The organism is Paenibacillus sp. LC231 (genome assembly GCF_001860525.1).
GTDB lineage: Bacteria > Bacillota > Bacilli > Paenibacillales > Paenibacillaceae > Paenibacillus_AQ.
On the sequence record NZ_JFOM01000026.1, the window covers coordinates 125330 to 151655 of the forward strand.

General features: G+C 53.5%; 20 protein-coding genes. 6 read left to right on the top strand and 14 right to left on the bottom strand.

Annotated elements, in window-relative coordinates; all coding sequences use genetic code 11:
- Nucleotides 1-5: 5 nt before the first annotated feature.
- Genes AK95_RS17785 through AK95_RS17795 form a run of 3 tightly spaced genes read right to left on the bottom strand, consistent with a single transcriptional unit; the run spans nucleotide 6 to nucleotide 3248 of the window.
- Nucleotides 6-830 (bottom strand): carbohydrate ABC transporter permease, encoded by an 825-nt coding sequence (locus AK95_RS17785; RefSeq protein ID WP_071221237.1) that lies wholly within the window; start codon nucleotides 828-830, stop codon nucleotides 6-8.
- A 60-nt stretch (nucleotides 831-890) separates the two neighbouring features.
- Complete coding sequence (locus AK95_RS17790) at nucleotides 891-1856, bottom strand: carbohydrate ABC transporter permease (RefSeq protein WP_071221238.1); 966 nt, start codon at nucleotides 1854-1856, stop codon at nucleotides 891-893.
- Between the two features lie 30 nt (nucleotides 1857-1886).
- Nucleotides 1887-3248 (bottom strand): ABC transporter substrate-binding protein, encoded by a 1362-nt coding sequence (locus AK95_RS17795; protein WP_071221239.1) that lies wholly within the window; start codon nucleotides 3246-3248, stop codon nucleotides 1887-1889.
- 192 nt (nucleotides 3249-3440) lie between these two features.
- Here AK95_RS17795 and AK95_RS17800 point away from each other — a divergent pair, with 192 nt between their 5' ends.
- Together AK95_RS17800 and AK95_RS17805 are read left to right on the top strand one after the other, a co-directional pair.
- Nucleotides 3441-5312, top strand: coding sequence for a sensor histidine kinase (locus AK95_RS17800; protein WP_071221240.1), 1872 nt, complete (start codon nucleotides 3441-3443; stop codon nucleotides 5310-5312).
- Nucleotides 5287-6348, top strand: coding sequence for a response regulator (locus AK95_RS17805; protein WP_071221241.1), 1062 nt, complete (start codon nucleotides 5287-5289; stop codon nucleotides 6346-6348). Before AK95_RS17800 ends, AK95_RS17805 begins: the two co-directional genes overlap by 26 nt.
- A 12-nt stretch (nucleotides 6349-6360) precedes the next feature.
- On the opposite strand, the gene AK95_RS17810 is transcribed toward AK95_RS17805, so the two are convergent.
- Entirely contained in the window at nucleotides 6361-6891 is a 531-nt protein-coding gene (locus AK95_RS17810; protein WP_071221242.1) for a GrpB family protein, read from the bottom strand.
- Between the two features lie 189 nt (nucleotides 6892-7080).
- Entirely contained in the window at nucleotides 7081-7626 is a 546-nt protein-coding gene (locus tag AK95_RS17815) for an NAD(P)H-dependent oxidoreductase (RefSeq protein WP_071221243.1), read from the bottom strand.
- Between the two features lie 248 nt (nucleotides 7627-7874).
- Between AK95_RS17815 and AK95_RS17820 the strand changes: the two genes are divergently transcribed.
- From AK95_RS17820 to AK95_RS17835, 4 genes are all read left to right on the top strand, one after another.
- Nucleotides 7875-8261 carry a winged helix-turn-helix transcriptional regulator gene (locus AK95_RS17820; RefSeq protein WP_071221244.1) on the top strand — a complete coding sequence of 129 codons (387 nt, stop codon included), beginning with the start codon at nucleotides 7875-7877 and terminating at the stop codon, nucleotides 8259-8261.
- Between the two features lie 309 nt (nucleotides 8262-8570).
- Nucleotides 8571-9116, top strand: a complete 546-nt coding sequence (locus AK95_RS17825) for a PadR family transcriptional regulator (protein WP_071221245.1) — start codon at nucleotides 8571-8573, stop codon at nucleotides 9114-9116.
- Nucleotides 9117-9158: 42 nt separating this feature from the next.
- Nucleotides 9159-10310, top strand: coding sequence for an MFS transporter (locus AK95_RS17830; protein WP_071221246.1), 1152 nt, complete (start codon nucleotides 9159-9161; stop codon nucleotides 10308-10310).
- A gap of 252 nt (nucleotides 10311-10562) precedes the next feature.
- Nucleotides 10563-11189, top strand: coding sequence for a DUF3298 and DUF4163 domain-containing protein (locus AK95_RS17835; protein ID WP_071221247.1), 627 nt, complete (start codon nucleotides 10563-10565; stop codon nucleotides 11187-11189).
- Nucleotides 11190-11299: 110 nt separating this feature from the next.
- Here AK95_RS17835 and htpG read toward each other — a convergent pair whose 3' ends face one another.
- From htpG to AK95_RS17880, 9 genes are all read right to left on the bottom strand, one after another.
- Nucleotides 11300-13177: a molecular chaperone HtpG gene (htpG, locus tag AK95_RS17840; protein ID WP_071221248.1), complete on the bottom strand. Its 1878-nt coding sequence runs from the start codon at nucleotides 13175-13177 to the stop codon at nucleotides 11300-11302.
- A 248-nt stretch (nucleotides 13178-13425) separates the two neighbouring features.
- Nucleotides 13426-14670: an MFS transporter gene (locus AK95_RS17845; protein WP_071221249.1), complete on the bottom strand. Its 1245-nt coding sequence runs from the start codon at nucleotides 14668-14670 to the stop codon at nucleotides 13426-13428.
- 53 nt (nucleotides 14671-14723) lie between these two features.
- Entirely contained in the window at nucleotides 14724-17822 is a 3099-nt protein-coding gene (locus AK95_RS17850; protein WP_071221600.1) for a glycoside hydrolase family 2 TIM barrel-domain containing protein, read from the bottom strand.
- A gap of 153 nt (nucleotides 17823-17975) precedes the next feature.
- On the bottom strand, nucleotides 17976-18788 hold the full coding sequence (locus AK95_RS17855) for a carbohydrate ABC transporter permease (RefSeq protein WP_071221250.1): 813 nt from the start codon (nucleotides 18786-18788) through the stop codon (nucleotides 17976-17978).
- The gene (locus AK95_RS17860) at nucleotides 18785-19792 is read right to left on the bottom strand and encodes a carbohydrate ABC transporter permease (RefSeq protein ID WP_071221251.1); all 1008 of its coding nucleotides are present in this window, start codon (nucleotides 19790-19792) and stop codon (nucleotides 18785-18787) included. The genes AK95_RS17855 and AK95_RS17860 overlap by 4 nt, the downstream gene beginning before the upstream one ends.
- A 23-nt stretch (nucleotides 19793-19815) precedes the next feature.
- Complete coding sequence (locus AK95_RS17865) at nucleotides 19816-21093, bottom strand: ABC transporter substrate-binding protein (RefSeq protein ID WP_071221252.1); 1278 nt, start codon at nucleotides 21091-21093, stop codon at nucleotides 19816-19818.
- Between the two features lie 141 nt (nucleotides 21094-21234).
- Nucleotides 21235-22410 carry a response regulator gene (locus AK95_RS17870; RefSeq protein ID WP_083397656.1) on the bottom strand — a complete coding sequence of 392 codons (1176 nt, stop codon included), beginning with the start codon at nucleotides 22408-22410 and terminating at the stop codon, nucleotides 21235-21237.
- Nucleotides 22388-24133 carry a cache domain-containing sensor histidine kinase gene (locus tag AK95_RS17875; RefSeq protein WP_071221253.1) on the bottom strand — a complete coding sequence of 582 codons (1746 nt, stop codon included), beginning with the start codon at nucleotides 24131-24133 and terminating at the stop codon, nucleotides 22388-22390. Before AK95_RS17875 ends, AK95_RS17870 begins: the two co-directional genes overlap by 23 nt.
- A 210-nt stretch (nucleotides 24134-24343) precedes the next feature.
- Nucleotides 24344-26050 carry an amylo-alpha-1,6-glucosidase gene (locus AK95_RS17880; protein ID WP_071221254.1) on the bottom strand — a complete coding sequence of 569 codons (1707 nt, stop codon included), beginning with the start codon at nucleotides 26048-26050 and terminating at the stop codon, nucleotides 24344-24346.
- Between the last annotated feature and the right edge of the window lie 276 nt (nucleotides 26051-26326).

Sequence of the window (26326 nt, forward strand, 5' to 3'; positions counted from 1 at the left end):
TTCCATTATTTAATCCCGGCCATATTGTGGTTCTGCACAAAATATTTCTCGGCAAACAGGAATACCAGCAGGATCGGAACCAGACTGACCAGTGCGGCTGCGATCATAAGCTGTTCATTGCCGGTCCACTGGCCGGACAAGGAGAGAATGCCGATGGGCAGCGTATACTTCTCGTTCGAGGTCAAATAGATGACAGGCGTCAGAATCTCGTTCCACTTGCCCATGAACGTAAAGATCGCCAGCGTCGCCAGCGTGGGCCTGGCCATCGGAATGAAGATCCGCAGATAAATCTGGAACGGATTGCAGCCCTCCATCTTGGCCGCTTCCTCATACTCTTTAGGTATATTCATGAAAGCCTGCCGCATGAGGAAAATCCCAAACGGCTGAGCCAGCCATTCGATAATCCATAGCGGCGTGAGCGTATCCAGCATGTTCAGCTTATTAAAAATGATAAAATGCGGGATGATGATGACCACCGCCGGAATCATCATCGTACCCAGCACCATCACGAACAGCGCACTTTTCAGCGGAAAGCGAAGTCTTGCGAACGCATAACCGACCATCGAGCAGGAGATCAGGGCGCCGATGACAGACAATGCGGCTACGAAGATGCTATTCAGCGTGTAGCCGCCAATATTCCCAAGCTGGAACACCTGGGCGTAATTGGACCATTGGAATACTTCAGGGATCCAGCGGGGCGGAACCGTTGTATATTCCTTGTAGGTTTTCAATGAATTCATGAGTGCCGACAGAAACGGCACGATCATGATGAGCGAGCTGATCCCGATCAGCACGTATCCGATACTTTTTCCCAGCAGCTTTCTTCTCATTTGAGGCCACTCCTTCCTCCGATGCGGTTCCAAATCCCCGGTTCCATCTTGATCGCTTGATCAGTCATAATGCACCCACTTCTTTTGGGCCCGAAGCTGTATCAGCGTCAGCAGGAACAGGATCATGAACAGCACCCAGGCAATGGCGGAAGCATACCCCATCCTCATAAAGGTGAACCCTTCGCGATATAAATACAGCATCATGACCAGGCTGGAGTTATTCGGACCTCCCGCCGAGCTGATGTCGCCCCTGCCAGTCAGCACGTAGATCTGTTCGAATGCCTGGAAGGTAGAGATGGTGCTCATGATGACAACCAGGAAGGTCGTCGGCGAGATCAAGGGAACGGTAATATACCGGAATTTGCGCAGGGCTCCAGCACCGTCGATCTCCGCGGCTTCATACAAATCCCCGGGAACGCTCTGAAGTCCCGCCAGATAAATGACCATAATGTAGCCGATCCCTTTCCAGACCGCGATAAAGACAAGCAGCGGAATCGCCAGCTTCGGGTCCTGCAGCCAGCCTTGCCCTTCCAGCCCCAGCTTGGCAAGCAGCGTATTCGCCAAACCGAAGCGAGGGTTGAATACGGCGTCAGCAACATACAGGATGACGGTCCATGAGGAAATCACCGGGATAAAATGGGCCATCCGGAACCATTTAAGCCCTTTCAAACGCTGGTTTAGCGCGACGGCCAGCACCAAGGCCAGAAAGGTCTGGAGCGGCACGAACAGAACCGCAAAATACAAGGTATTCCACAGGGAACGCCAGAACATCGAATCCTCGGCCATGCGCCGGAAATTATCCAGTCCGCTCCACTCGGGCGGATTCAGCATATCGTAATCGGAGAAGCTGAAGTACAGGGATGCGGCGAGAGGCCCCGCCACATAAATGATAAAGTGGAGAACATAGGGGGAGGCCATGAGCAGCCCCCATCTCCCCTCATGATCCCATTTCCGTTTTCGGGCGGGCTTTCCGTGCGGCATCGGATCGGCTTTGAGTGCTGCATTGTCGTTTAGCGTATTGTCCATTTCACTCCCGCCTTTCTTCCACCCTTGGTTTTATTTTTTATAGAAATCATCGAGGACCGCCTGAACGGCTGCGTCCGCTTCGCTTAAAGCCTGATCGATGGTTGCATCCCCCAGGAAGGCACGCTCCGCATGCTCGTTGAATTTGCCTACCCATTCTTCCCAGACCGCGTTATTGTCGAGCGTCTGCGCGAACTCCAGGCTATCCAGGAAAGCCTGGCGATTAGCCGGCTGCTCTCCCGCCTTGAGGAACACTTCGGATTCCGCAACGGATTTTTTCACGGGCACGGCTTCGCCAAGCTCCGTCCACTGCTTCTGCACATCGTCTTCCGTCGCCCAGTATTTAATCCACTCCCAGGCAGCTTCCGCTTTCTCGTCGCTTGACTTCTGATTAACCACCCACGAGTTGGCAATGACCGGGGACACCCGCTTGCCGTCAGGTCCCTTCGGCAGCAGCGTCACATCGTAATTCAGACCGGCTTCATTCGCTGCCTGCACCCGGGCATAGATGCCAATCCGCATGGCAGCCGATCCGCTTGGGAACACGGCGGTATTGCTCTGGAAGCTCTTCAGATCGACCGGATCCGTAATGATGCCGCGCTGCATGCCGTCGACCATCCATTCGAACGCCTGCTTGTTCTCAGGGGAATTGATGATCGAGTTCTCCGCTTTCTCATCAAGGGTTCCGCCGCCGTAGGATTTCATCACGGAGAACCAGCCCTCGGTAATGCTGAAGAACGTAAGCCCGAACTGATTCACGCTGGCTGCGTCGAACCCGCTGTCCTCGGCCGTTTTTCCGCCGGCATCCACCGTCAGCTTGGCTGCCGATGATTTCAGATCCTCCCAGGTCCATTCATCCGAAGGATATGCTACGCCGGCCTTATCAAACAGCTCCTTGTTGTAAAACAGCACGCCGACCTGTATGCCCTGCGGCACGCCCCAATAGCGCCCGTCCGCATCCTTGTTGAAATCGAGGCCGTAGTACTCATCGGCTTTCAGATCCCTTGCAATCCAATCGGTCAGATCCTTAGCCGCGCCCCGCTGGGCGTATTTCATCACGTAGACGCCATCGGACAACCATACGTCCGGCGCCTGGCCGGCCGCGATCTGCGTATCCAGCTTCTGGTAGAACTGGCCGTAAGGCGCGCTCTGCGTCTTCACCGTAATGTTCGGATGCTGTTTCTCGAACTGCTCGATCAGCTCCTTCATCTTCGCATCGGAACTGTCACTGGAATAATACCCGAGCAGGATTTCTACCTTTTTCCCTTCATCGCCTCCGGTGCCGGGTGTGGCAGTGCCGGTCTTTCCTTCATCAGCATTGCCGCAACCGCTTACCATAACGGATATCAGCAATAAGGCCGTTAACCAGCTGTAAAACCCTTTTCTCTTTTTCACAAATCCTCGCCCCCTATTGTTTGAAATGGATTAATGCGATTGTAGTTGATAACGACCGAATGCGCCCATGTGCTTTCTTAGCCCACTTGTGATTTCTTGCTGCGGCATCATGGTTTTTTATTTACAACTTGTGTTTTTTTGCTACAATGTTCCTTACATTCCCTACTTCAATGCGAGGAAGGCGGAAGAGCGATGAACATCCAAGGCGTTTCCACCGGTAATCTGACCATTAATCAACGTTTGTTCGTGCTGATCATCCTATTCATTGGCCTCCCCTTCTTTCTGCTCGGCAGCTTCTGGTACCAGTCGTCTACCGAAGCGATTGAACAGTTTGCCGCAGGCGCTAACAAGCGTATCATCGAGCAAACCAACGTCTCGCTGGATTCGTACATATCCAATCTGGAGAATTCCACCTATCCCTTTATCCACAACCCGCAGATCCAGCAATTTCTCTCGGCTGCCCAGCTTACTCCCTATGCCTACTTTCAGCTTGCCAAAAAAGTGGAGGACGACTTGTTTGCCCAGATGATTTACGGCAGGTCCGACATTATCGGAATCTCGCTCGTCGCCGAGAACAAAAGACAAATTACCGATTACGAAAGCGCGCCGGGACTGCTCGATATGAGTGAAATCCGCAAACGCAACCGATCCTATCAGGCGCAGCTGGATCAATTCAACGATTTTCAAATCATCGGCCTCAGCCGGGTAGGAAACACGCCAGCCCTTACCGTGGCCCGGAAGCTGTATGACAATTCGTCCTTTCTCTATAAAGGCTTATTGATTGTCGACCTCAATCTGAAGCAGCTCGGAGCCATCTGCTCTAACGATTCACTGGGGGGCTTTGACGTCTGGATTATGGGCAAGGACGGGCAGATGATCTACCACCCGGATCCGAGCCGGGTCGGAACCCCAGTCGAACCGGGGCTGTTAACACGAATTCAAAACCGGGACTCCTCCTTCTTCCGGCATCAAGACACCGTTTCGGGCACCGAAAAGATGGTCCTGCATGAACGCTCGCAGATCACCGGCTGGACGGTTGTTGCCGACCTGCCGCTGAACAATCTCATCGGCGGTTTAATCACCCAACGCAATTACTCGCTTGCGGCCGCAGCCGTTCTCATGATCATTGCATTGGCGCTTGTGGGCGGCTTCTCCTTGTCTTTAACAAGACCGCTCTCCATGCTGCAGAAGCTGATGGCCCGCGTTGAGCGGGGGGATTTTGTGCTTCCTACCAACGTGAACCGGTTCCGCAACAATGAAATGACCGCCGTGTTTCACAGCTTCTACAGCATGACGGGAGAGCTGAAGCGGCTGATCCGGGAGGTCCAGGATTCCCAGCTGAAGGAACGGGAGCTCATGATCAAGCAGAAGGAATCCGAGCTCCGCTCCATGCAGTCCCACATCAACCCGCATTTTTTGTACAATTCATTGGAGATTATTAATTCATATGCCATTGCGGACGATCATATGGAAATCAGCCGCATGACGAGGGCGCTGGCCCATATGTTTCGTTACAATATCGGTCATGCCGGATCCGTCGTTCCGCTGCGGGAGGAGATGACGCATGTCCAGTATTATCTCGACCTTCAAAGCGCCCGTTTCCGCAGGCTCCGGATCGATATGAACCTGAACGAACGGGACCTGAATCGTGTAAACGCCGTCAGGCTCACGCTGCAGCCGATTGTAGAGAATGTATTCATCCACGGATACCGAGGCAAGAAGCCAAGCTACCTTGGGATCAACTCCCGTGCGGAGGCGAACTATTTTGCCATCATCATCCGGGACAAGGGGATTGGCATGACGGCGGAAACGCTGTGGCAAATCAGGCAAATCCTGCAAACCCGCGAGAAGCCGGGTGAAGGCATGCAACCAAACGACGGAGAGGAAACCACCAGCGGCATCGGCCTCTTGAACGTGCATCAAAGACTCCAGCTTACCTTCGGTGACGAGTATGGCCTGCAGCTTGTGGAATCCGTGCCCTTGGAAGGCACGATATTTGAAATCAGATTGCCGTACAGGACTAGCGAGGAGGGACACCATGTACCGGATCATGTTGATAGATGACGAATACGCCATTCATTTGAGTTTGCGAAAGCTTGTTGAGAGGTCGGGTCTTCACATTGTCGTCACCGGCGAAGCTGAGGACGGGGTTGAAGCGCTCCAAATGCTGGAGGATAGCCTGCCCGACATCATCGTCACCGATATTTGCATGCCTGAAATGGATGGACTGGAATTTATCCGCCGTGTCCGGGAATCCCATCCTCAGATGCATTTCATTATCCTGTCGGGCCATGACAATTTCGAATTCGCGCGTCAGGCCCTGCGCTATGGCGTTTCGGACTTCCTGCTGAAGCCCATCGACCCTGCCCAGTTCCAAACGACGCTGGAACGTGCCTGCAGGGAGCTGAATGAGCGGAAGGCGCGGTTCTCCCGGCAAACGGAATGGACGCTTGCGCAGCAGCGCCATAAGGCCAGGCTGGCTGAGCTGCTGTATTCTGCCGATGAACAGGGAGCGCTGGAACAAATTCGCGAGATCATGGCTCTTTTCAAGACGAGCGGGCCAGAAGAAGTCAGCATGTCACGGTACGCCCATATGCTGATGCAGGATCTGCTGACGGCGATGAAAGAACGCGGTTTGTCTCTTGCGATGGAGATTGGCGAGGATCAATGGCCACAGGGCGACGATCCCATTGCCTGCAGCCGTCAAATACAAGATAAGATCAAGGAAATGCTGGCGTTGATTAAGGGCTCCCGAAATTTAGGGTCTCGCCACAATATTCAGAAAGCCAAACGTTACATTGAAGAGAATTACGCGATGGATTTGTCCTTGCAGGAGGTAGCTGATTCGGTGGGGATGTCGGTCACGTATTTAAGCCGTACCTTCAAGAGTGAAACGAATATGAACTTCGTAAAATACCTGGTGCAGGTACGCATGGAAAAAGCGAGGGAATTGCTGGCGGAGTCTGAGCTTTCCGCCCAGGAAACAGCCTACCGTGTCGGCTTCTCGGACTATGTCCATTTCAGCAAAACGTTCAAAAAATTTCATGGCCTCACCCCTTCTGCTTACCGTAAGCAGTGCAAGGCCATGAATGGAGAATAAATTCGCATGCACTTATTCGGATTGCACACCGTTCTTCCATGCTTTCGCCCTGGCAAGCAGCTGCTCAACGAACACATTCTTCTCATCGGAGTATCGGAGCAGGGTCCGGGTCCCTTGCGAAACGATCCGTCGTTTGATCTCGCTGTAACGCTCGGCTTCATCGGCATGTGCCCGCAGGTAATCCCTGATCATGATGTTATGATTCCAGATGTCGCCACGATATAACACAATATGAACGTTATAGGCAAAGCCGCCTCTTTTGCGGAGATATAAACGGCCTGGAATTCCGGCTTCTCCGAGATCCTCATAACCCATAGCAGTCAGTCTGGGGATGATTTCACTCGAATGCAGCGCATTCTCCACGCCCACCAGAATATCGATGATGGGTTTGGCTGTCATCCCCGGTACCGATGTGCTTCCAAAATGTTCGATGGCAGCCGTGAATGGACCAATCTCCCTGGTTAACGTCTGAAGTTCATCGCTAAACCGATCGGCCCACTGCTTGTCGTAGGACTCCAAATGAATGGCTTCGTCAATTGTCATAAAAGCTCCCCCTCCAAGTTTTGTAAGCATGTGCGATGAAGCCGGTTCGAGCCAACCCAACCTGTAAATGGGCTGGCCCAAAAACCCGAGGCACTGCTTCAGGTCATGTCATACATGACTCCATCATGCCTTTTATGGCGCCGGCCGGCAAGTGCCAATCTTCTATCGGTTCAGGACGAGAAGCATGCCTCAGTATCGGCTTTCGGCTGCAAGTGCTAGAACCTGGTCGGCATATCTGCCTGCCTCCGCTTGGAGCTCTTCATCGCTTACCTTCTCTACGTTATAGGTCGCAAAGGCCGGCAAATATCGAACTTTGCACCGGTTCAAAGTAGCTTGAATCGGGCGCAGCAGCTCACTTACGGTATACCAATTGTCCCCGCCTGCCTGATATCCTTGTTCTAAGCCTGCTACCGTCGTGGCCACCATAAATTCCTTGCCCTTCAGATTGTTGCCTTCTGGTCCGAACGCCCAACCGAAGGTCAGAACGTCATCGAACCATTTCTTCAACAGGGGCGGGCAGCTGTACCAATAAAACGGGAACTGGAACACTACCCGATCATACTGAAGAAGAAGCTGCTGCTCGCGCTCAATATCGATAATCCAATTCGGATACTCCTTGTAAAGATCCCGGATATCTACATTTCCATTCGCATACAGCCTGCTGTGCTGCATCAGCACTCGATTCGCACGCGAGTTGTCTAAATTCGGATGAACCACAATCACCATGATTTTCATATTCAGGTCTCTCCTGTCCCATTTGGTTTGTTTGACACCCCCATTATGTTTCGGATCCGTTTCGTTGAAAAGTACGCTCTTTTTATGTACTTAGTCGGTTTTAGCGTACCTATTCATCCCATGCATAGTACGATAAAACGTACTAAGTACGAAGAAGAATAGTACTGGGTTTAAATCGAATACTGTGCTACATTACTAACATCAAATGAACAAAGACCGATGACACACTTCCTATGGGAGATGAGAACATGAGAACAACCGATCATGAACGGCCTAACACCGACGGCATCCTGACAACGCTGCAATTAATCGGCGGCAAGTGGAAACCGCTGATTCTGTTTATACTGCTGCAGGACGGAACCAAACGGTTCGGGGAGCTCCGGCGTCTGCTTCCGGGCGTGACTCAAGGCATGCTCACGAATCAGCTGCGCGAACTGGAACAGGATGGGCTGGTCGTACGCAAGGTATATCAGGAGATTCCGCCCAAGGTGGAGTATTCCATCTCACAGCATGGAAAAAGCTTGGACAGCGTTCTGACCGACATGTGCACCTGGGGATTTCAACATCTGGATTATGTCGAGAAGGTCAACGGTCAGCCTAAAGAGAGTCACGAAAAAAACGCAGGCGGACTGTAAACGCAGGAAGCAAAACCCTTAATGCTCTTGCCGGGCACGGCTCGCCTATGCAAGCACATGCATCTACTCCCTGCTGTGCAAAACGGATCCAAGTCTGCTATATTTCTCAATTTGAGTTGGCATCTTTCCTCCTTCGCATTCTTCCAGCCGATCCTTCTGGGATCGGCTTCAATTGTTGCACCTCTCTATCCTGAAATTCGGACGACCGTTATTTGGTGAGCGATTGCCAAAAATATTCTCCTGGTATTGCATTTTATGTCGTATCGATATACATTTATATCGATACGACATATTTATGGAGGGGCTCATATGTATGAAATTTTTGTTCTGGGTGAATTGATGACCGGGGATAAACACGGCTATATGCTCCAAGAGATCCTTAAAAATGCAGGCGGGCCTTACCGTCAGATCAGTTCCGGAACGTTGTATCCGCTGCTCTCCAGAATGGTGGATAACGGGTGGATCCATCTTAGTCTTGACGAATCCGGCGGAGGCAAACGCCCCCGAAAAATCTACAGGATTACCGATTCCGGACGGAATAACTTTCTCGAGCTCATGGAGAAACCCCTGGAATACAACATGGATACGGAGCAGGTATTCCATTTCAAAATGGTCTATTTCCGGTATATTCCGAAGAAGGTTCGACTCGACTGCCTCGAGCAATATTTAATTTATCTCGAAACTAACCTCCAGCATGTAACGGATTTCGAGGCGAAAATCACGTTCTACAAGCCCGAGCCAGCGAAACAGCGGCTTCAATTGCTGAGGGTGCTGGATCACCGGAAGCAGATGGGAATGACGAATATCGAGTGGGTCAAGAAAGAAATAACGGCCGTTAACTCCGAAGAAGAATAGCGTTCAAGCGTTTTCACATTGGATATAAGGAGGGATACGAAGATGGAACGTTTATGGACGAAACCGTTTATTCAGATGACGGTCGGGATGCTGTTTCTGTTTACGGGCTTCTATCTGCTGCTGCCCACGCTTCCGCTGTATATCAAGCATTTAGGCGGCTCCGAGACCCAGGTGGGCTTGGCGGCCGGCGCGTTCACGCTGACGGCTGTGGTCTTTCGCCCGATGGTCGGGGGATTGGTGGATCGGTATGGCAGAAGAGCTTTTTACATTTGGGGTCTTATCTTCTTTGTTCTTTCGATGTATCTCTACGATTGGGTCGGCAGCATTCTGCTTCTGCTTGCACTGCGGATCCTGCACGGCGCGAGCTGGGCTTTTTCGACAACCTCTATCGGTACGGTTATTACGGATTTAATCCCGGCCTCCCGCCGCGGAGAAGGCATGGGCTGGTATGGAATGGCGATGACGGTTGCGATGGCCATCGGCCCGATGCTGGGCACATATATTGTCGGTGGATATTCCTTTCAGACCCTGTTTCTTGTCGCTACCGGGCTCTCTCTGATTGCCTTCATACTAGCCTACATGACCAGAGCACCTTATCAAGCCAAACCTTCGGCAGGCCGGATTCAGCTTGTCGAGAAATCCGTTCTCCCTGTCACGGTCGCCATCTTTTTTCTGGCTGTCGCTTACGGGGGAATTACAACCTTCCTCCCGCTGTTTGCCGAGTCCATCCGGGTCAATCCGGGAACCTTTTTCCTGGTGTACGCCGTCGCTCTTACCTTGATTCGGCCTTTTGCCGGAAAGCTGTCGGATCGTTTCGGCGAAGCGGCTGTCATCATTCCGTCCCTTGTCGTAACGGCAGGCGCTCTGATCATCTTAAGCCTGTCGAGCGGATTGCCCGGACTCATTATCGCCGCTATTCTGTACGGCATCGGCTTCGGCTCGGCCCAGCCCGCTCTTCAAGCAGCCACCCTGCGCATTGCTCCCGAAGATCGGAGAGGCGCAGCCAACGCCTCCTTCATGACCGCATTCGATCTCGGCATCGGGCTTGGCGCGATCCTGCTGGGCCTGGTCTCCGAGCGTATCGGCTATGCATATTTGTTTACGGTTACGGCAGTATCGGTTGTCGTATCCCTGGTCATATTCACGATCTTTGTAAGAAGACTGCTTACGTCTGGCGTTGCAGACAAAGAGTGAAGGCTATCCGATTTCCGGCAAACACGCCCCGGACCGAAACCGCCGCATAAGAGCGTTCTGTCTGCTCGAAAGCCGTTCCGCGGGGGATGACCGAGCTTCCGAGCCTCCGAGTTTCCGAGCCTCCAAGCCCGCCAGCCTCCGAGGTTCCGTACTTCCGCCGTTCCGGACTTCCGAGCCTCCAGACTTCGTAACCTTCGCGCCCGCTTCCGAATAGGCTAACGTATCTGATGTTAGATTGGAGCGATGGTACGCATGGCGCAATATGTACCGCCGGTGAGCATCCATACCCTCACGCATACGGCACCCGGTCTCGTGATTCATTATCCGCAGGTATACGGCCTCATGAATCCTGGAGCAGAAGAAGCCATCAACCGGGCCATTATTGTTCAAATCCAGGATATGCAGCGTGAACAGCAGCAAGTTCAGACCGGCACCAACCCGCAAACGACGGGCACTTTTGAAATCAAAACGAATGAACGAGGCATCCTTAGCCTCGTGCTGATCAACTACACCTACTCCCAACCTATGGCACATGGACATACGGTAACGAAAGGCCTGACCTTTTCCACGGCCACCGGTAAATCCTACGCCTTATCCGACCTGTTCCGTGCGGGCGCCGGCTATCAAGCCGTTTTGGCCGCCGAAGTGAATCGTCAGATCAAGGAACGCGGCATTCCCGTGCTGGAGAGCGGTCCGGTCACCGTTTCGCCGAATCAGGACTTCTATTTGGCAGATAAGTCACTGGTCATCTTCTATCCGCTATATGCCATCACGCCGTACTATGTCGGCTTTCCGATGTTCCCGATATCGGTATATGACCTCTTGGGCATGGCGCCCGAGAACGGATTGTTATCGGATCTTGCCGCGGACGTGGCGTAGAGAACTGCATCGTGTTCAGGTGACATGCAGAAAAAAACAAACCCGAATTCCTGGTGCCTTACCAGCGTTTCGGGTTTGTTTATTATCATCGCATGAGCTAGCTACGACGGTTACACCATGATTTTGCAAATATCGTTCGTAAATTCCACCGGATCGGCAATCGGCAAGCCTTCAATCAGCAGCGCCTGATTGTACAGCAGATTCGTGTAGAGCTTCAGCTTATCCTGATCCGCTTGCTGTGCCTTCAGCGATTTGAACACCTCATGGTTCGTGTTAATCTCCAGCACCTTGTCGGCTTGGATATCCTGTCCGTTCGGCATCGCCTTCAAGATCTTCTCCATCTCAATTGAGACATCGCCCTCCGTGGACAGGCATACCGGATGGGATTTCAGTCGTTTGGAGGCTTTAACGGATTTCACCTTGCCGGCCAAGAGGCTGCCCATAGCTTCAAAGAGCTCCTTATTGTCGTTCTCTTCAGCTTCATTCTCCTGTTTGTCCGTCTCGGAATCGAGGCCAAGATCGCCGCTGGATACCGACTTGAATTCCTTCTCCTTGTATTTCATGAGCATCTTGATCGCAAACTCATCGACATCGTCGGTGAAGTACAGAATTTCATAACCTTTGTCGAGCACCATTTCCGTCTGCGGAAGCTTCTCGATCCGGTCGATGGAATCGCCGGAAGCATAATAGATATACTTCTGATCCTCCGGCATCCTCGATACGTACTCGTCCAGGGAGACCAGTTTCTTCTCCTTGGAGGAAGTGAACAGCAGCAGATCTTGAAGATCTTCCTTGTTCATGCCGTAATCGTTGTAGACGCCGAATTTCAGTCCTCTGCCGAAGGATGCGAAGAACTTCTCGTAATTCTCCCGCTCGTCCTTCATCATGCCTTGCAGCGCGCTTTTCACTTTGCTCTTGATGTTCTTGGCAATCAGCGTCAGCTGACGGTCATGCTGGAGCATCTCGCGTGAGATGTTCAGCGACAGATCCTCGGAATCCACCATCCCTTTCACGAAGCTGAAATAGTCCGGCAGCAGGTCGCCGCATTTGTCCATGATCAGGACGCCGTTGGAATAGAGCTCAAGCCCTTTCTCGTATTCCTTGGTGTAATAATCGAACGGCGTATTCTCGGGAATGAACAGAATCGCGTTATATACGACGGCACCGTCCGCTTTGACATGAATGTGTTTGAGCGGTTTATCGAAGCCGTACCGTTTCTCGTTGTAAAAATTCACGTAATCTTCGTCCGTCAGCTCGCCTTTGTTCTTGCGCCAGATCGGCACCATGCTGTTGATGGTCTGCTCTTCCTGGACTTCCTCGAACTCATTCTCGGCATCAGCCTTCGGACGCTGCGTTTTCACGTCCATCTTGATCGGATAACGGATGAAGTCCGAGTACTTCTTGATGATCGCTCTTAAGCGGTATTCTTCCAAATACTCGTCATACTGATCATCTTCCGTGTTCTCTTTGATCTTCAGAACGATCTCGGTTCCGACGGAATCCTTATCGGCCGGCGTAATGGTGTATCCATCCGCGCCTTCGGATTCCCACTTGAACGCTTCATCGCTGCCCAATGCACGGCTCGTCACGGTAACGACATCGGCAACCATGAAGGCGGAATAGAAACCTACGCCGAATTGGCCGATGATATTGTGGCCGTCCTTCGCTTCGTTCTCACTCTTGAATGCAAGGGAACCGCTCTTGGCGATGATGCCGAGGTTGTTCTCGAGGTCTTCCTTTGTCATTCCGATCCCCGTATCGGTAATGGTCAGCGTACGGTTTGCTTTATCTGCGGTAATCTTAACGTAGTAGTCTTCTTTATTAAAGGTCAAATTGTCGTCGGTCAGCGCTTTATAGTAAATCTTGTCGATCGCGTCGCTGGCATTTGAAATCAGCTCACGCAGAAAAATTTCGCGCTGCGTATAGATGGAGTTAATCATCATCTCGAGCAGCCGTTTGGACTCAGCTTTAAACTGTTTTTTCGCCATGAAAAAATCTCCCTTCCAATCTGAACGAGGTTTCATTTAGCACTCTTTACAGCAGAGTGCTAACACTTCTTCTATTTAAACATGTACCAATTTTTGATGTCAATATGTTTAAAGACTTTCCATCGAACAAATACGGATTCAGCCTGCAGCAGTGAAGCAGACACCGTAAGATGAATTTGAAAGAGCCTGCTGCAATCGGCAAAAAGGCCGCCTAAAAGGGGATTTCCCTCTTAGACGGCCTTTCACATTCATGGCTCGATACCGCTGTTTATTCTCTTGGATAAGACAGGGCGAATCCACCATACGTAATACAGGCCGCATAGGAGCAGCACGCCGGCCGTGGCCAGAAAGGGAAGCCGATAATCCTGCCGGGCCAGGATCAGTCCGGCAACAAAGGTTGCCCCGGACGAGCCTAAACTTCGGAATACCGACCTCATGCCGGCGTACAGATTCCGTTCCTTTTCATTAAAGGCCGACATCAGCAGACTGTCCAGCAGATTGGACAGCATGGTCACGCCGCCGCCCCGCAGTAGAAACAGCCCGATAAACAGCCATACGGGGAGAATCATGTATAGAGCGGCAAACAGCAAAATATTAACGATAAATACCGAGATAATGGCCGTGTTATAACCGAACCGCTCCATGACGTACGGCGTCATCAACGAGCATATAAACAGCAGGATCGCGCCGATGGCCAGAATCAGGGATACCTGGTCGTCCATCCAATCCAGGCGGAACTTCACGATGACGTTCAGGAATGAGCCGGTCATGGCGATACAGCCGCCGAGCAGCGCCGTAAACACGGCGAACAGCCACAAGGTCCCGGAAGATAGAGGTCCCATTAGCCTGGAGATGCCTCTCGAAGGTGAAACTGCTGCCGCCGCTGCCTCCTCTGAAGCCTTGTTCTCGGCAGGCAGCCAGAACGCCCGGATGACGCCGTGAAGCACAAGCACCAGCCCGGTCAGCAGAAGCGACACTTCATAACCTCTGCTTCCTTCGAGCCCCTTCGAAATATATCCTGCTGCCAGCGTTCCGAGACCCGTAAAAGCCGTAAACACGGCAAACATCAAGGAAAATGCACGGGCTTCCTCCTTACGGGAACGGCAATAATGGAAGAGAAGCTGGATCTCCGTCGTCTCCACCAGCGTCAAGCCGGCAGACACCAATATTTGAGCGGCATAGAACCACAGCAATTCATCGCTGACGGCAAACAGCACATTGCCCGCGGCAATAAAGAATACGCCGGTAACCAGCAGTTTTTTTCTTCCGGTCCGGTTAGCGAGCAGGGATACCGGAATGGCGAGAACGCCCATGATCAGTATGCCCATCGATACCAACGCGCCGATTTCGTCCTCCCTTAGCCCCCGGAAGAGCAGATGCAGATTCAGGACGAGTGTATAGAGACCGATTCCGATGCCGTAGAAGGCCTCGCTTATCAGGAACCGGCGCACCCCCGTAGACAGCTTCAGCAGGTCTTTGATGTAAATGGACATGTTATTCCCCTTCTCCAGAAAATCCGAAAACGATCTGAAATGAAATCAGTCGGTTACTTGTATAATTCCGCTTCCGAGCGCATCCGCCGGCTCAGCCGTACCGGGTCGGTATCCTCGGCAGCGTGAGCCATCAGCAGAATGCGGAACGAGAACGGCTCCGGCTTGATCGAGTGCTCGGGAGCCTGTGCCGGACCGCAGCTGTTGCTGCCAAGCCCGTTCTGCCGGTAATCCAGGTTCAGCGTAATGAAACTGCGCGGAACAAGATCGCTGGCATGCGCCGCAGCCTCGACATCCTGATCGGTGTACCGGCTCGCACTGAAGTTCAGGGCGGGCTCGCCAACGGCGAGAAGCCCCATTCCCGCGCCATCCGCGAGCGAGATCCAGCGGACATCCGATCGGTTACCATTCTCCTGCGGATAAATATAAGGCGTAAACAAGCCATCCACGGTGCTGCGGTATTCCCCGAACCGTCCCGCTTCCAGACTGTCCGGGTAGCTTTCCCCAGGACCTCTGCCGTACCACCGGACATGTTCCATGTCGTCCGCGACCTGCATTTGCAATCCGATTTTCGGCAGCATGGCAGGCGGCGTGCCGATCGGCTCTCCCTTCACGTCCATGATCATCAGACCACTGGAGGTGATCATATAGGTCGTTTCGCAGCGGAAGCCCCAGTCATATACCGGCGGGGCAATGCGGGAAACCCGCCGTACCTCAACGCATTCCTGGTCTAATCGCTTCCATTCGAAATGATCGATCCGTTCAGAGAGCCGGTCCAGATGGGCCTTGCGCCAATCCGGGAGCACGTACATATCGTTATCGATCGGCGGACGCCAGAAGTTCAGCGCGGGACCGCCAAGCATGATTCTTTTGCCATGCAGGGATAAGCCTTGGAAGCCTGAACGGAGAGCGCTGAGTGACAACTGAAAGCTTCCATTCCCCACTTGAAGGCTATGCTTCTCCTCGCTAATCTGCAAGGGGCCCCGCCGCAGGGCAGCCGTTGACTCGAATTCTGGCTTGGACGATTCCCGCAGCAGAAGCTGGGACCACGCCACCTCATGTCCCCGTTCCGCCCAGCGGCAGTCCGCAGCCAGCGAGAGGGATACCTCAAGCCACAGCTCGGCATAAGGACTCACGCCTATTGTCGCCTGCTCCAAAACCTTCGAGAGGCTAAGCTCTGCACTTGTGCCTGCTTCGATGCGGGGAAGCTCCAGCACTCCGCTGTGGACAAGCTGTCCATCGGACAATACCCGGTAATGGGCCTGCAAATGATCCAGCGAAATGAAATCATAACGGTTCATGATATGAAGCACACCGACTCTTCCCATCGTCATACGGACCGGTTCAATGACCTTTTTGTATTCCAGAAGTCCGGGTGAAGGCGTCCGGTCCGGACGAACCAAACCGTCAATAACAAAATTGCCGTTGTTCGGCACATCGCCGTAATCGCCGCCGTATGCATAATCCTTCCGGCCGTCCGGAGTCCTTCTGCTCAGCCCGTGATCGATCCATTCCCATACGAAACCGCCCGCCAGGCGGGGATGCGCTTCAAAGGTATCGAAGTAGGGGCGCAGTCCGCCGGGCCCGTTGCCCATCGCGTGCGCGAATTCGCACAGAATATGCGGCTTGGGATGATCGGTCATTTTGCCGAAGCCTTCCATCTTCTCGACGGAGGAATACATCGTGCTCACCACGTCGCACACCTCGGCTTCGCGGTCCTCCTCGTAATGGATCAGCCTCGTGGGATCATTCTCCCGGCACCAGTCAGCCATTGCGCGGAAATTGCAGCCGAAGCCGGATTCGTTGCCGAGGGACCAGAACAGCACGGACGGATGGTTTTTGTCCCGCTCCACCATCCGACGGACGCGGTCCACGTACGCTTCCTTCCACTCGGGATCGTCGCTCAGGCGGGAAATGTTGCCGAGCGGCTCGAAGCCGTGGGTCTCCAGATCCGTCTCTTCCATCACGTACAGCCCATACACGTCGCACAGCTCGTAGAACCGCGGATCATTCGGATAATGCGCCGTCCGTACGGCGTTGATGTTGTGCTGCTTCATCAAGCGGATGTCCTCCAGCATCGTGGACAAGGTGACGGTTCGGCCCGTATCCGGATGATGGTCATGGCGGTTGACCCCTTTCAGCAGGATCGCCCTGCCATTAACGAGGAGCTGCCCGTCCTTTACTTCGATGGTGCGGAAGCCGACGCGCTGCGCAACCGTCTCCAGCGTCTCCCCCTGGGCATTCCGCAGGGTGATCACCAGATGGTACAGTGCCGGTGACTCGGCACTCCATAAATCCGGACCGGCTACCTCTATCGCAAAGTCCTCCACGGCGGCGTGCCCGACGTCTTTGCCGGTTGATCCCACTTCCGCTCCGTCTCCATTCAACAGCCGCAACTGGGCGGAGCCGTGCTCTCTTCCTCCCAGTTCCAAACGTACGTTCAGCTTGGCGTTCAGATACTCCTCATCCAGCTCGGTCGTTACGCGGAAGTCGTTGATGCGAAGCGCCGACGGCTCAGCCATCAGATAGACGTCCCGGAAAATGCCGCTCATCCACCACATGTCCTGGTCTTCCAGATAGCTTCCATCGGACCACTGGTATACCCGGACGGACATCCTGTTTACCCCAGGCTTTAAATAATGCGTCAGATCGAATTCCGAGGTCAGCCGACTGCCTTGGCTGTAGCCGATAAACGACCCGTTCAGCCACACATGAAACGCGCTGTCCACCCCGTCGAATTTGACGCAAATCTTTCTGCCGTCCCAATGTTCCGGAAGCTCGAACTCGCGTACGTAACTTCCGGTCGGATTCGCATTTGGCACATGCGGCGGATCCACAGGAAACGGATAGTACAGGTCCGTGTAATGCGGATGCCCGTAGCCCTGCAGCTGCCAGTGCCCCGGAACGGGAAGGTCATCCCAGGCCGATACATCGTAATCCTCTTGATAAAATGCTTCAGGAGCGCTCTCCGGCTCCTCGGCATAGTGGAATTTCCACACCCCGTTCAGCGATTGGTACCAGGCCGAGCTGCCTCTGTCATAACTGAGCGCTCCGTCCTCATCCGCGAACGGAATGAAATAGGCCCGGCTCTTCGCCCGGTTCCGTTCCAGCACGCTCAGGTTATCCCAGTCGCGGCCGATATGACGGTCTTTCATCATGTCTCTCCATCCTTTCCCAAGCGGTCTAAGCTTCTAGTTGTCGTTCAAAAGGTCAACTGTCCATGACTTTTTTTGAACACGCACTTCTATGTTCGGATATTGCATCATGCAACATATCGATCTTGGATGCCTATTATCAACCGGCACCGTTTATCCCTTGATCCCCGTCGTGGCAATGCCGCCAACGATATAACGCTGCGCGAAGAAAAAGACGGCCAGCGGCGGAATCGAGATCAGGCAGGTGATCGCCATGATGGATTGCATATCGACGCCGTGCATGCCCTTGAATTGGGATAACCCCAGCGTCAGCGTATATTTTGTCTGATCGTTCAGGAAGATGAGCGGACCCAGATAATCGTTCCAGCAGCTCATCATATGGAACACGGCCACCAGAATGAGCGAGGGTCCCATCAGCGGCACGATGATTCGCAGCAGAACCGTCATTTTGCCCGCCCCGTCAATCGTTGCCGCTTCATCCAGCTCCTTCGGCAAGGTCATGATGAACTGGCGCAGCAGAAAAATAAAGTAGGCGGAACCGAACCAGGACGGAACAATCAGCGGTTTGAGCGTATTGATCCAGCCCAGGTAGTTGAATTCCATATACTGCGGAATCATGGTCACTTCCCACGGAATCATCATGGTGGCAAGCACGATCAGAAACAGCGCATCCCGCCCCTTGAACTGAAACCGGGCGAACCCGTACGCCACCAGCGTGCACGATATGAGCTGACCGAGCGTCGACAGCAGTGTCACGATCAGCGTATTTTTCAAAAACAGGTTAAACGGCTGAATGCTCCAGGCTTCCGCAAAGTTGCTGAATCTCCACACGGAAGGAAACCATTTTGGAGGAAACAGATACAGCTCCTGCTGCGACTTCAGCGCTGTTGTGATAGCCCAGAAGAGCGGAGCAATGAACAACAGCGAGCACAAGATGAGCAGTGTGTAAGTAATTACTTTTTTCATGCGGAACGCCCCTCTCTGCCGGCAGGCACGCCTGCTTTGGCACGCTTCGGCTTCGCCTTCTCCTTCTTCATCTCGCCCTCATAGAACACCCAGGCCTCCGAGGACTTAAACACAAGAAACGTCAGCGTTAGCACGATCAGGAACATGAACCAGGCGTTGGCTGCGGAATAACCCATCTTGAAGTACTTGAACGCATTCTCGTACATGTACATCGCATAGAAAAACGTCGACTTCAGCGGGCCCCCGCCCGTAAGCAGAAGCGCCAGCGTCAGCTGCTGGAAGGCAGCAATGATGGACGTAATCAGGTTAAACAGCAGGGTCGGCGTGATCATCGGGATGGTCACATTGAAGAACTGCCTGATCTTGCCCGCTCCATCTATCGAGGCCGACTCATACAGGTCTTTCGGAATGCCTTTGAGACCCGCCAGAAAAATAAGCATCATCGAGCCCTGTCCCCACAGGCTTGCAATGACCATGGCGACCAGGGACCACTTCGTATCGTTCAGCCAATCCGGCCCTTCGATGCCGACAAGCGATAAGAAAAAATTCAGGATCCCGTAATCCCCGCTGTACACCCAGGACCAGATCATGGCGAGGGCTACGCCGGAAATGACAGACGGCAGGTAGAAGGCAGTGCGGAAGAACGCGCTCCCTTTTACCTTCTGATTGAGCAGCATGGCGAGTCCCAGAGCCACGATGATGTTCAGCGGCACGAACAAAGCCGCGAATTTTAACGTAACCAGCAGCGATTTCCAGAACAGCGGATCGTTCGAGAACATCTCCACATAGTTGTCGATGCCGACAAAGGTCACCTGGCCAACGATCGGCCAATCAAAAAACGAAATGACGAGGGAAAACAGCAGCGGACCAAGCGTAAAAACGAGGAATCCGAATATCCATGGAAAAATGAAGAGGTAGGGCACGGCCCCACCCCATCGTTTTGGTCCAAGTCGCTTCGGGGCCGCTGTCTGCTGTTGTGAGTAAGGTGCATGAGTGTGGGCCATTTTCGCGAACCTTCTTTCTTCGTTTATTTCAAATAGCGTTCGCTATCCTTCACCGCCTGGTTCAGAACCTCCTGCGCATCGCTGCCGAACATGACGGATTCCACGGCTGCCGACAGCTGGCGGTTCACTTCGTTCCATTTCGGATTCAGCAGGAAGGCCGGCGTATTGTCCGAACGCTCCAGCATCGTGTAATACGGCTTGTAGAGCGGATCCTGGTCCTTCTTCAGCTCGTTGACCACGCTGACCCGGACCGGCAGGTCGGCCACTCGCATTTTGATCGCTTCATCCGATACGTAGAACTTGATGAACTCCCACGCCAGGTCCTTGTTCTTGGAATCCTTCGCTATCGACAGCGCGGATTCGGCCAATACGCCCTTTACAGGCTTGCCCTCGAAGGCCGGCATTTCCACCGTACCCACATCGATTCCAGCTTCCCTGAAGGATTCCAGCGGCCAGATACCGCTCTCCCACATGGCAATTTTGCCGGCCTTGAAAATATCCTCACCGCTCTGCTGCCCTTTGCCTCCAGTCAGGACGGCTGAGCCGTTCTTCAGCATATCGCCCAGCATCTGAATGGCTTCCGCCGTTTCCTTGCTGTTCATGTACCCTTCAATCGTTGTCCCGTCCTCCGAAATAAAGGAACCGCCGTTGCTCCATACGAACCCTTGAAGGTCATACGTATCATTCTCGGCCCGAACGCCGAAGCCGTACTGCTTCTTGGATTTATCCGTCAGCTTCTGGGCGATTTCCTGGAATTCCGTCCATGTCCATCCATCGCTCGGGTAGGGAATGCCCGCATCGTCGAACATCTTCTTGTTGTAGTACACCACCCGGGTCGTAAAGCCCGCCGGGATTCCATACAGCTGATTATCAATCTTGCCGTAGTTAAACAATCCTTGGTAAAAATCATCGATATTCAAGTCCTCATCCTTGGACGCGTAGGAATCCAGCGGCTCCAGGGACTGGTGATACGTCGGAAAATCCCACATGTACATCACGTCCGGCGGATTGGCTGCGCCAAATCCCGCGGCCAGCTTCTGATCGAAGCCGTCGGCATAGGCCTCCACCTGTACCTTGGTTCCGGGATGCGACTCCTCGAACTTCTTGGCGATCTCTTGTTCAATCTTCAGCGCATCTCCCGTATCCCAGGTAGCGAAGCGAAGCGTCGTTGCCGCGCCCGATGAATTGCCGTCCGGCTCCTTCGATGCCCCGGTCCCGCCGCTGCCGCCGCATGCGGCCAGCAAGGATGCCATTAACGTCATCACCGAAACCAACGCGATCCATGACATTTTCTTTTTCATATTGTCAGCTCCCCTAAAGTATTGAGTTGATATGAATTGAACCGCTTTCATCATAACTCGGATGAAAGCGGTTCAAAACGTGCGCTGATTCGCAGATGATCGTATTTTTGTTCGAACTTGCATAGACGGGTGTTCATTTGTTTACGATGGCTCCCCTTTTTGTTCGGCACGGTATTGGCTTGGCGTCTGACCCGTGCAGCGTTTGAACCATTTGCTGAAATATTTGCTGTCGCCAAGCCCGGTCTTCTCGGCGATCTCCTGCATCGTTAAGGAGGTTTCGCGCAGCAGGCCATAGGCGAGACGGAGCTTGCGCTTATATTGGAATGTGATGAAGCTGTCGCCAACCGTTTTCTTGAACAGGATCGAAAAATGGCTGCGGCTCAGCCCCACCTGCTGGGCCAGCTCCGCTGCCGACCACTCGTCCGCGGGATGTTCGTGCAGCAGATGAACCGCCTGCAGGATCGGCTCCGGCCAATGCTCGCCGCTCAGACCATACACCCGTTCCAGTTCGGCTTCCTTGTGCAAGGATTGAAAGGCTGCCTGCACATCCATTGAATCGTGAAGACATTCCCGCGAATTCCATATGAGCTTCCCGCACCGGCTCTTGATCTCCACCAACAGGCTGTCTGCCGCTCCCTTAAACTCCTCCGGTATAACCCAGTAACAGCTGTCCGCGCCGTAAGGAATCAGCTTGCTGCTGCGTAAACCCGGCTCATCGGTGCCCTGCTCCTGCAGCAGGTGCTCCCAATTGCTGCTGCAGCCCGCCGTTTTGATCAGATACAGCGAGATGGGCTTGCCCTCTCCCAGCCCGACGCGGCTGCAAAGCTTTCGGAGTTCTCCAGGGAAACGGTCACTGTGCCCGTTAAGCCAAGCAAAAAGGTGAGCAGAAACCTGCTCTTCCAACTCGTACCCGTGGGCCGGCGCATCGGACAGCTCACGCTGGAATTTCCCCAGCATCGCTTCGAGCTCTTCGTCCTCGAAGGCGGTTTTCAGCAGATATCCCGAAGCGCCGAGCCGCATCCCCTCTTGGGCATATTCGAAATCCCGGTGACAGCTGAGCAGAATGATCCGGGTTTCCGGTGCAACCTCCTTCACCTTGCGCGACAGCTCGATCCCATCCATCTCCGGCATGACGATATCCGTAATGACCACTTGCGGACGAAACTCCAGAAAAGCCTCCCAGGCCGCCTGACCATTGGGGCTGTCTGCCACAACCTCCATCCCGAACCGGTCCCATGGGACCGTGGAGCGGAGTCCCTTCCGCACAATGCTCTCATCGTCGGCAATCATCACCCTAATGTTCCCTGCTTTCATCATCGCAAGACTCCTCCTTTTTCGGCCAGCGTATAGTAATCGTTGTTCCTTCCCCCTTAACCGAATGCACCTTGAGTCCGTACAGAGGACCAAAATGCAGCTTGAATTTCTGATCGGCGTTCCGCACGCCAAGCCCGCCGCGTCCCTTCCGCTTCATCTCCGGCGAGAATAACTGTGCGAGTTTCTCCTCTCTGATGCCGGCTCCGTTATCGCGAAGCGTAAGCACCAGCTCGTCATGATCCTCCTCGACCTTGACATGGATCTCTCCCTGACCATCGGTGAAAGCATGGAAAAAAATATTTTCGAACAGCGGCTGAAGCGTCATCCGTGGAATCAAATAAGGCAGCAGCGCCTCATCGCAATCCAGCTCATAACGGAACACCTCGCCGTACCGGATCTCCTGGATTTTCAGAAAGTGACCGATCATGCGCAGCTCCCTGTTCAGCGTGACGAGCTCCTGTGAAATATCCAAATTCCCCTCCAGCACCATCGTCAGATGATACAGCATCTGACGGATGTCTTCCGCGCCTTCCAGCCTGGCTTTCCACTGGATGGAGTTGAGTGTGTTAAACAGGAGATGGGGATTGATCTGATAATGGAATGCGCGCAGCTCCGCCTCTTTTTTCAGCCGCTCGCTCTGCTCCACTTCGCCAATCAGGGTCTGTACGCCCGTAACCATCCGGTTAAAACTCATATCGAGGCTACCCAGCTCATCCCTCCCCTCGATTGGCGTCCGGGTATCCAGCTTGCCGAAGCTTACCTTCTGCATCGAGTCCTTCAAGGTCCGGATTCGGGAGGTGAACCGGGAGGAGAACAGATAGGCGATGCCAAAAGCGAGCAGGCAGGAGACGATGGCAACAACCATCGTGTTCGCCCGGATAATGCCCGAGGATTGATAGAACGCCTTGGCGGGAATTCTGGCTTCCATGGTCCATTGGTTGACGTCAAGCGTCCGCGACCAGGTCACATCGTTGTCATGGGGCGTATACGGAGCATCCGTCTCATACACAATCGTCCCATCCGGCGATGTAATGAGCAGGTGGGCATGCGTGTCGGCCTCGAACTTGGCATAACTGCGCAGCAGCTCCTCTGCGTTCTCCTCGATCAGAATGACGCTGCCGTCCTGAGCCTTGTCCGGGTGATGGATCGGCACCGCCAATCCTAGGACAGGCACGTTGTCGCTATCGCTGCTCTTGATGGAATGATCCTGTTTATAAAAACCGAGCCAATAAGTCCCGGCATATGCCTTCGGCCTCGTGTTCCACAGCGGGATATTGCCGAGTTTATTCACATCCAGATTGTTCTCCCCATAGTAATAGCCGGAGGACGTTATGATGTAAATTCCTGCTGTCAGCTGCGTCCGAAGCGACTTCAACAACGATTCGAAGTCGTTCTTCTCCATAATGTCGCCGTATGTGGATGGCGTCCCGGCTCCGATTCCCGAGTGGCTCGGGTCCAGTAAATAGGAATAGATCGTCTCCGCCGTCTGCTTCATCCGCTCCAATGCCGAACTGGTCTGCTGCTCCAGCTGCGCTACGGCATTATCGCCGTATTTGCCGAACTGGGAATTAATCACTTTAGCGGATTGAACATAAGAAAGTCCGCCAAGCGAGAACAGCGGAATCAGGGTGACGATTAAAAAACAAGTAAGCAGCTTGGTTCGTATGCTGTGATAGGTGCCGGTGAACAGCCGGCCCACTCGATCTTTGATCCCCTGAAGATTCATGGTTACTCTCCCTATTGTCGTATCGTATCGTGAAACTTACATCCACTCGTTCGCTATGAGGCAGAACTGTGAACCCGTTCGTGATACCGCTTTCATTATAAACCCGAACAAAGAGCTTGTAATTAGGCGGCAAATGGAAAATGAGAGAAAACGGAAAAAGCACCTCCCCCGCAAGGCAAAAGCCCGGGAAGAAGTATTTGTCCGTCATCGTTATAGGGTGTATTCATGTCCAAGAATCAAAAATACGCTGGAAGTCCAGGTAAACGCCCGGTCGCGCAGCCCCGCTCCGGTCAGGGCATCAAAATTCTCGGCCATCCCGCTGAGACTGACCATCCGGCAGTACCGCTGCGCAATCTCCATCGCCAGCTCCATATCGCCGGCGGCCGCCACCCCTTCGACCAGCAGCATCGTGGAAGGGGCCCAGATCGGCCCGCGCCAATATCCGTCCGCCTTATAGTAACGGCTGTTTACGCTCTCGGTCGCCCAGCCGTTGCTCGTCAAGAATCGGCCTTCCTCTCGAAGTCCTTCCAATAGAGCCGTGCGGATATACTCGGGAAGGCGTTTTCCCAGCAGAATCGGAACGAACAGCAGCAGGCTGTCTCCCTCGGATACCTCATGCGTTCCCGAACGGCAGGCGGTGAATCGACCGTCTCTCCAGAAATGCCGGAGCATGCGATCCAGCGTATCATCCGCACTCCGTCTCCATTGACTCGATTCCTCGGTCAGGCCCAGCAAACCCGCGATTTCAGCCAGCGTCTCCATCTGGATAATCAAATAAGCGGCAAGATCAGGGCTCTCAACGGGGATGCCGTTATTAAATGCCGTGCTGTTGTCCCAGCCTGAATCGTTGCCGTGGTTATACTGGGGGATGCCGTCGCCGTCATGGTCCCGGTGCGTAAACCACCACTCCGTCCATTTGGATAATGGGCCATAGACCTCGCGCAGCTGGGTCTCCTTAATGAAATCGGTTCGCCTCATCATCCAGGCCAGCGTCCAGCCGTGAATCGGCGGTTTGTTGCAATTCCAAAGCTCGTATTTATCGTTCACGAAGTCGGGGATCAGGCCGCTCTCATCCTGCCGGTCAAAAAAGATCATGAACTGATCCCAAGCCAGCTCCGGCTGGTGCCGCACGAGTGCCATCGCGTTAAAGCAGTTGTCCCAGCTCCAGATGTTGGTCATCCAATTCTTGGACATATACATGGCTGGGCGGGTTAAACAGCCTTCGGCCGGAACTACGCAGGACCAGGTAATATAGGCTGCGAGTTCCCTTGCTGCCTGCCACCGCTCAGGGACGGTCAGGGTATTGTTCAACCAATCGGCATAATCCTCGCGAACGCTTTCAACCGCATCGTCGAAGGACTCCCATTCAGTGCGCGGCGTCATGACGGTCATGAACTCTTCTACGGCGAATTCAGCCGTATCGGTTGCAGTATCCACGGAGAAGTCGGCGGTCACCCGCGAGCTCTTGATCTCGTTCCATTCGACCTCCATGCTCATCTGGCCAACAAGCCGGGTCAGCATGAAGCGGCAGCCGTGCGTGAAGCTGTTCACTTCCCAGCTGTCCGGATTTGTCTCGTAGGCGTAGTCATACGCTGCGGGGAAAAAGGTAAGCCTTATGCCGCAGCCTTCCGCGCGAAACCGGACGGTCCTGGAGTCCGATATGCAAATGTCCGCATGGCCTTCCGAATCGGAGGCCGTTAGCCTGATTTTGTCGGGTGATGCTACAGGTTCAAAGGGAACCGGCTCGTTCTGCCGGTTTAGCAGCTCTATCAGAAACGCCTCGCCAAACTTGTCATCCCCTCCGCGGACGGTTCGCAGGTAAAGTCCTGGTCTGCGGTCCTTTGCCGCGGGCAGAAGGGAAATTGCCAAGAAGGATTCTCTACGGCTGAAAGGTACGATATTCAGATCAAAATTCATAAGACATCTCCTTCGCTGAAGTATCGCTTTCATTGTAAATCTTCTCATGGAAAGAGTGGACTGCCTGATGTCTTATCGGAAGAGGAACATTGTTTGCGGCTGTGCGCAAGGGGCGTATAGGGTGTCTTTTTGTTAGATGGAAGGTGGTCAGTTTGTGTGGTTCTCCGAATGATAACTCGCGATACGCATGGCCGCTTCCACTGCCTCCCGCTTTTGTCCGCCCAGGTACAAACTTTAATGCAGGCGATCCAACTATTTCTATACAACTCCAGGCAT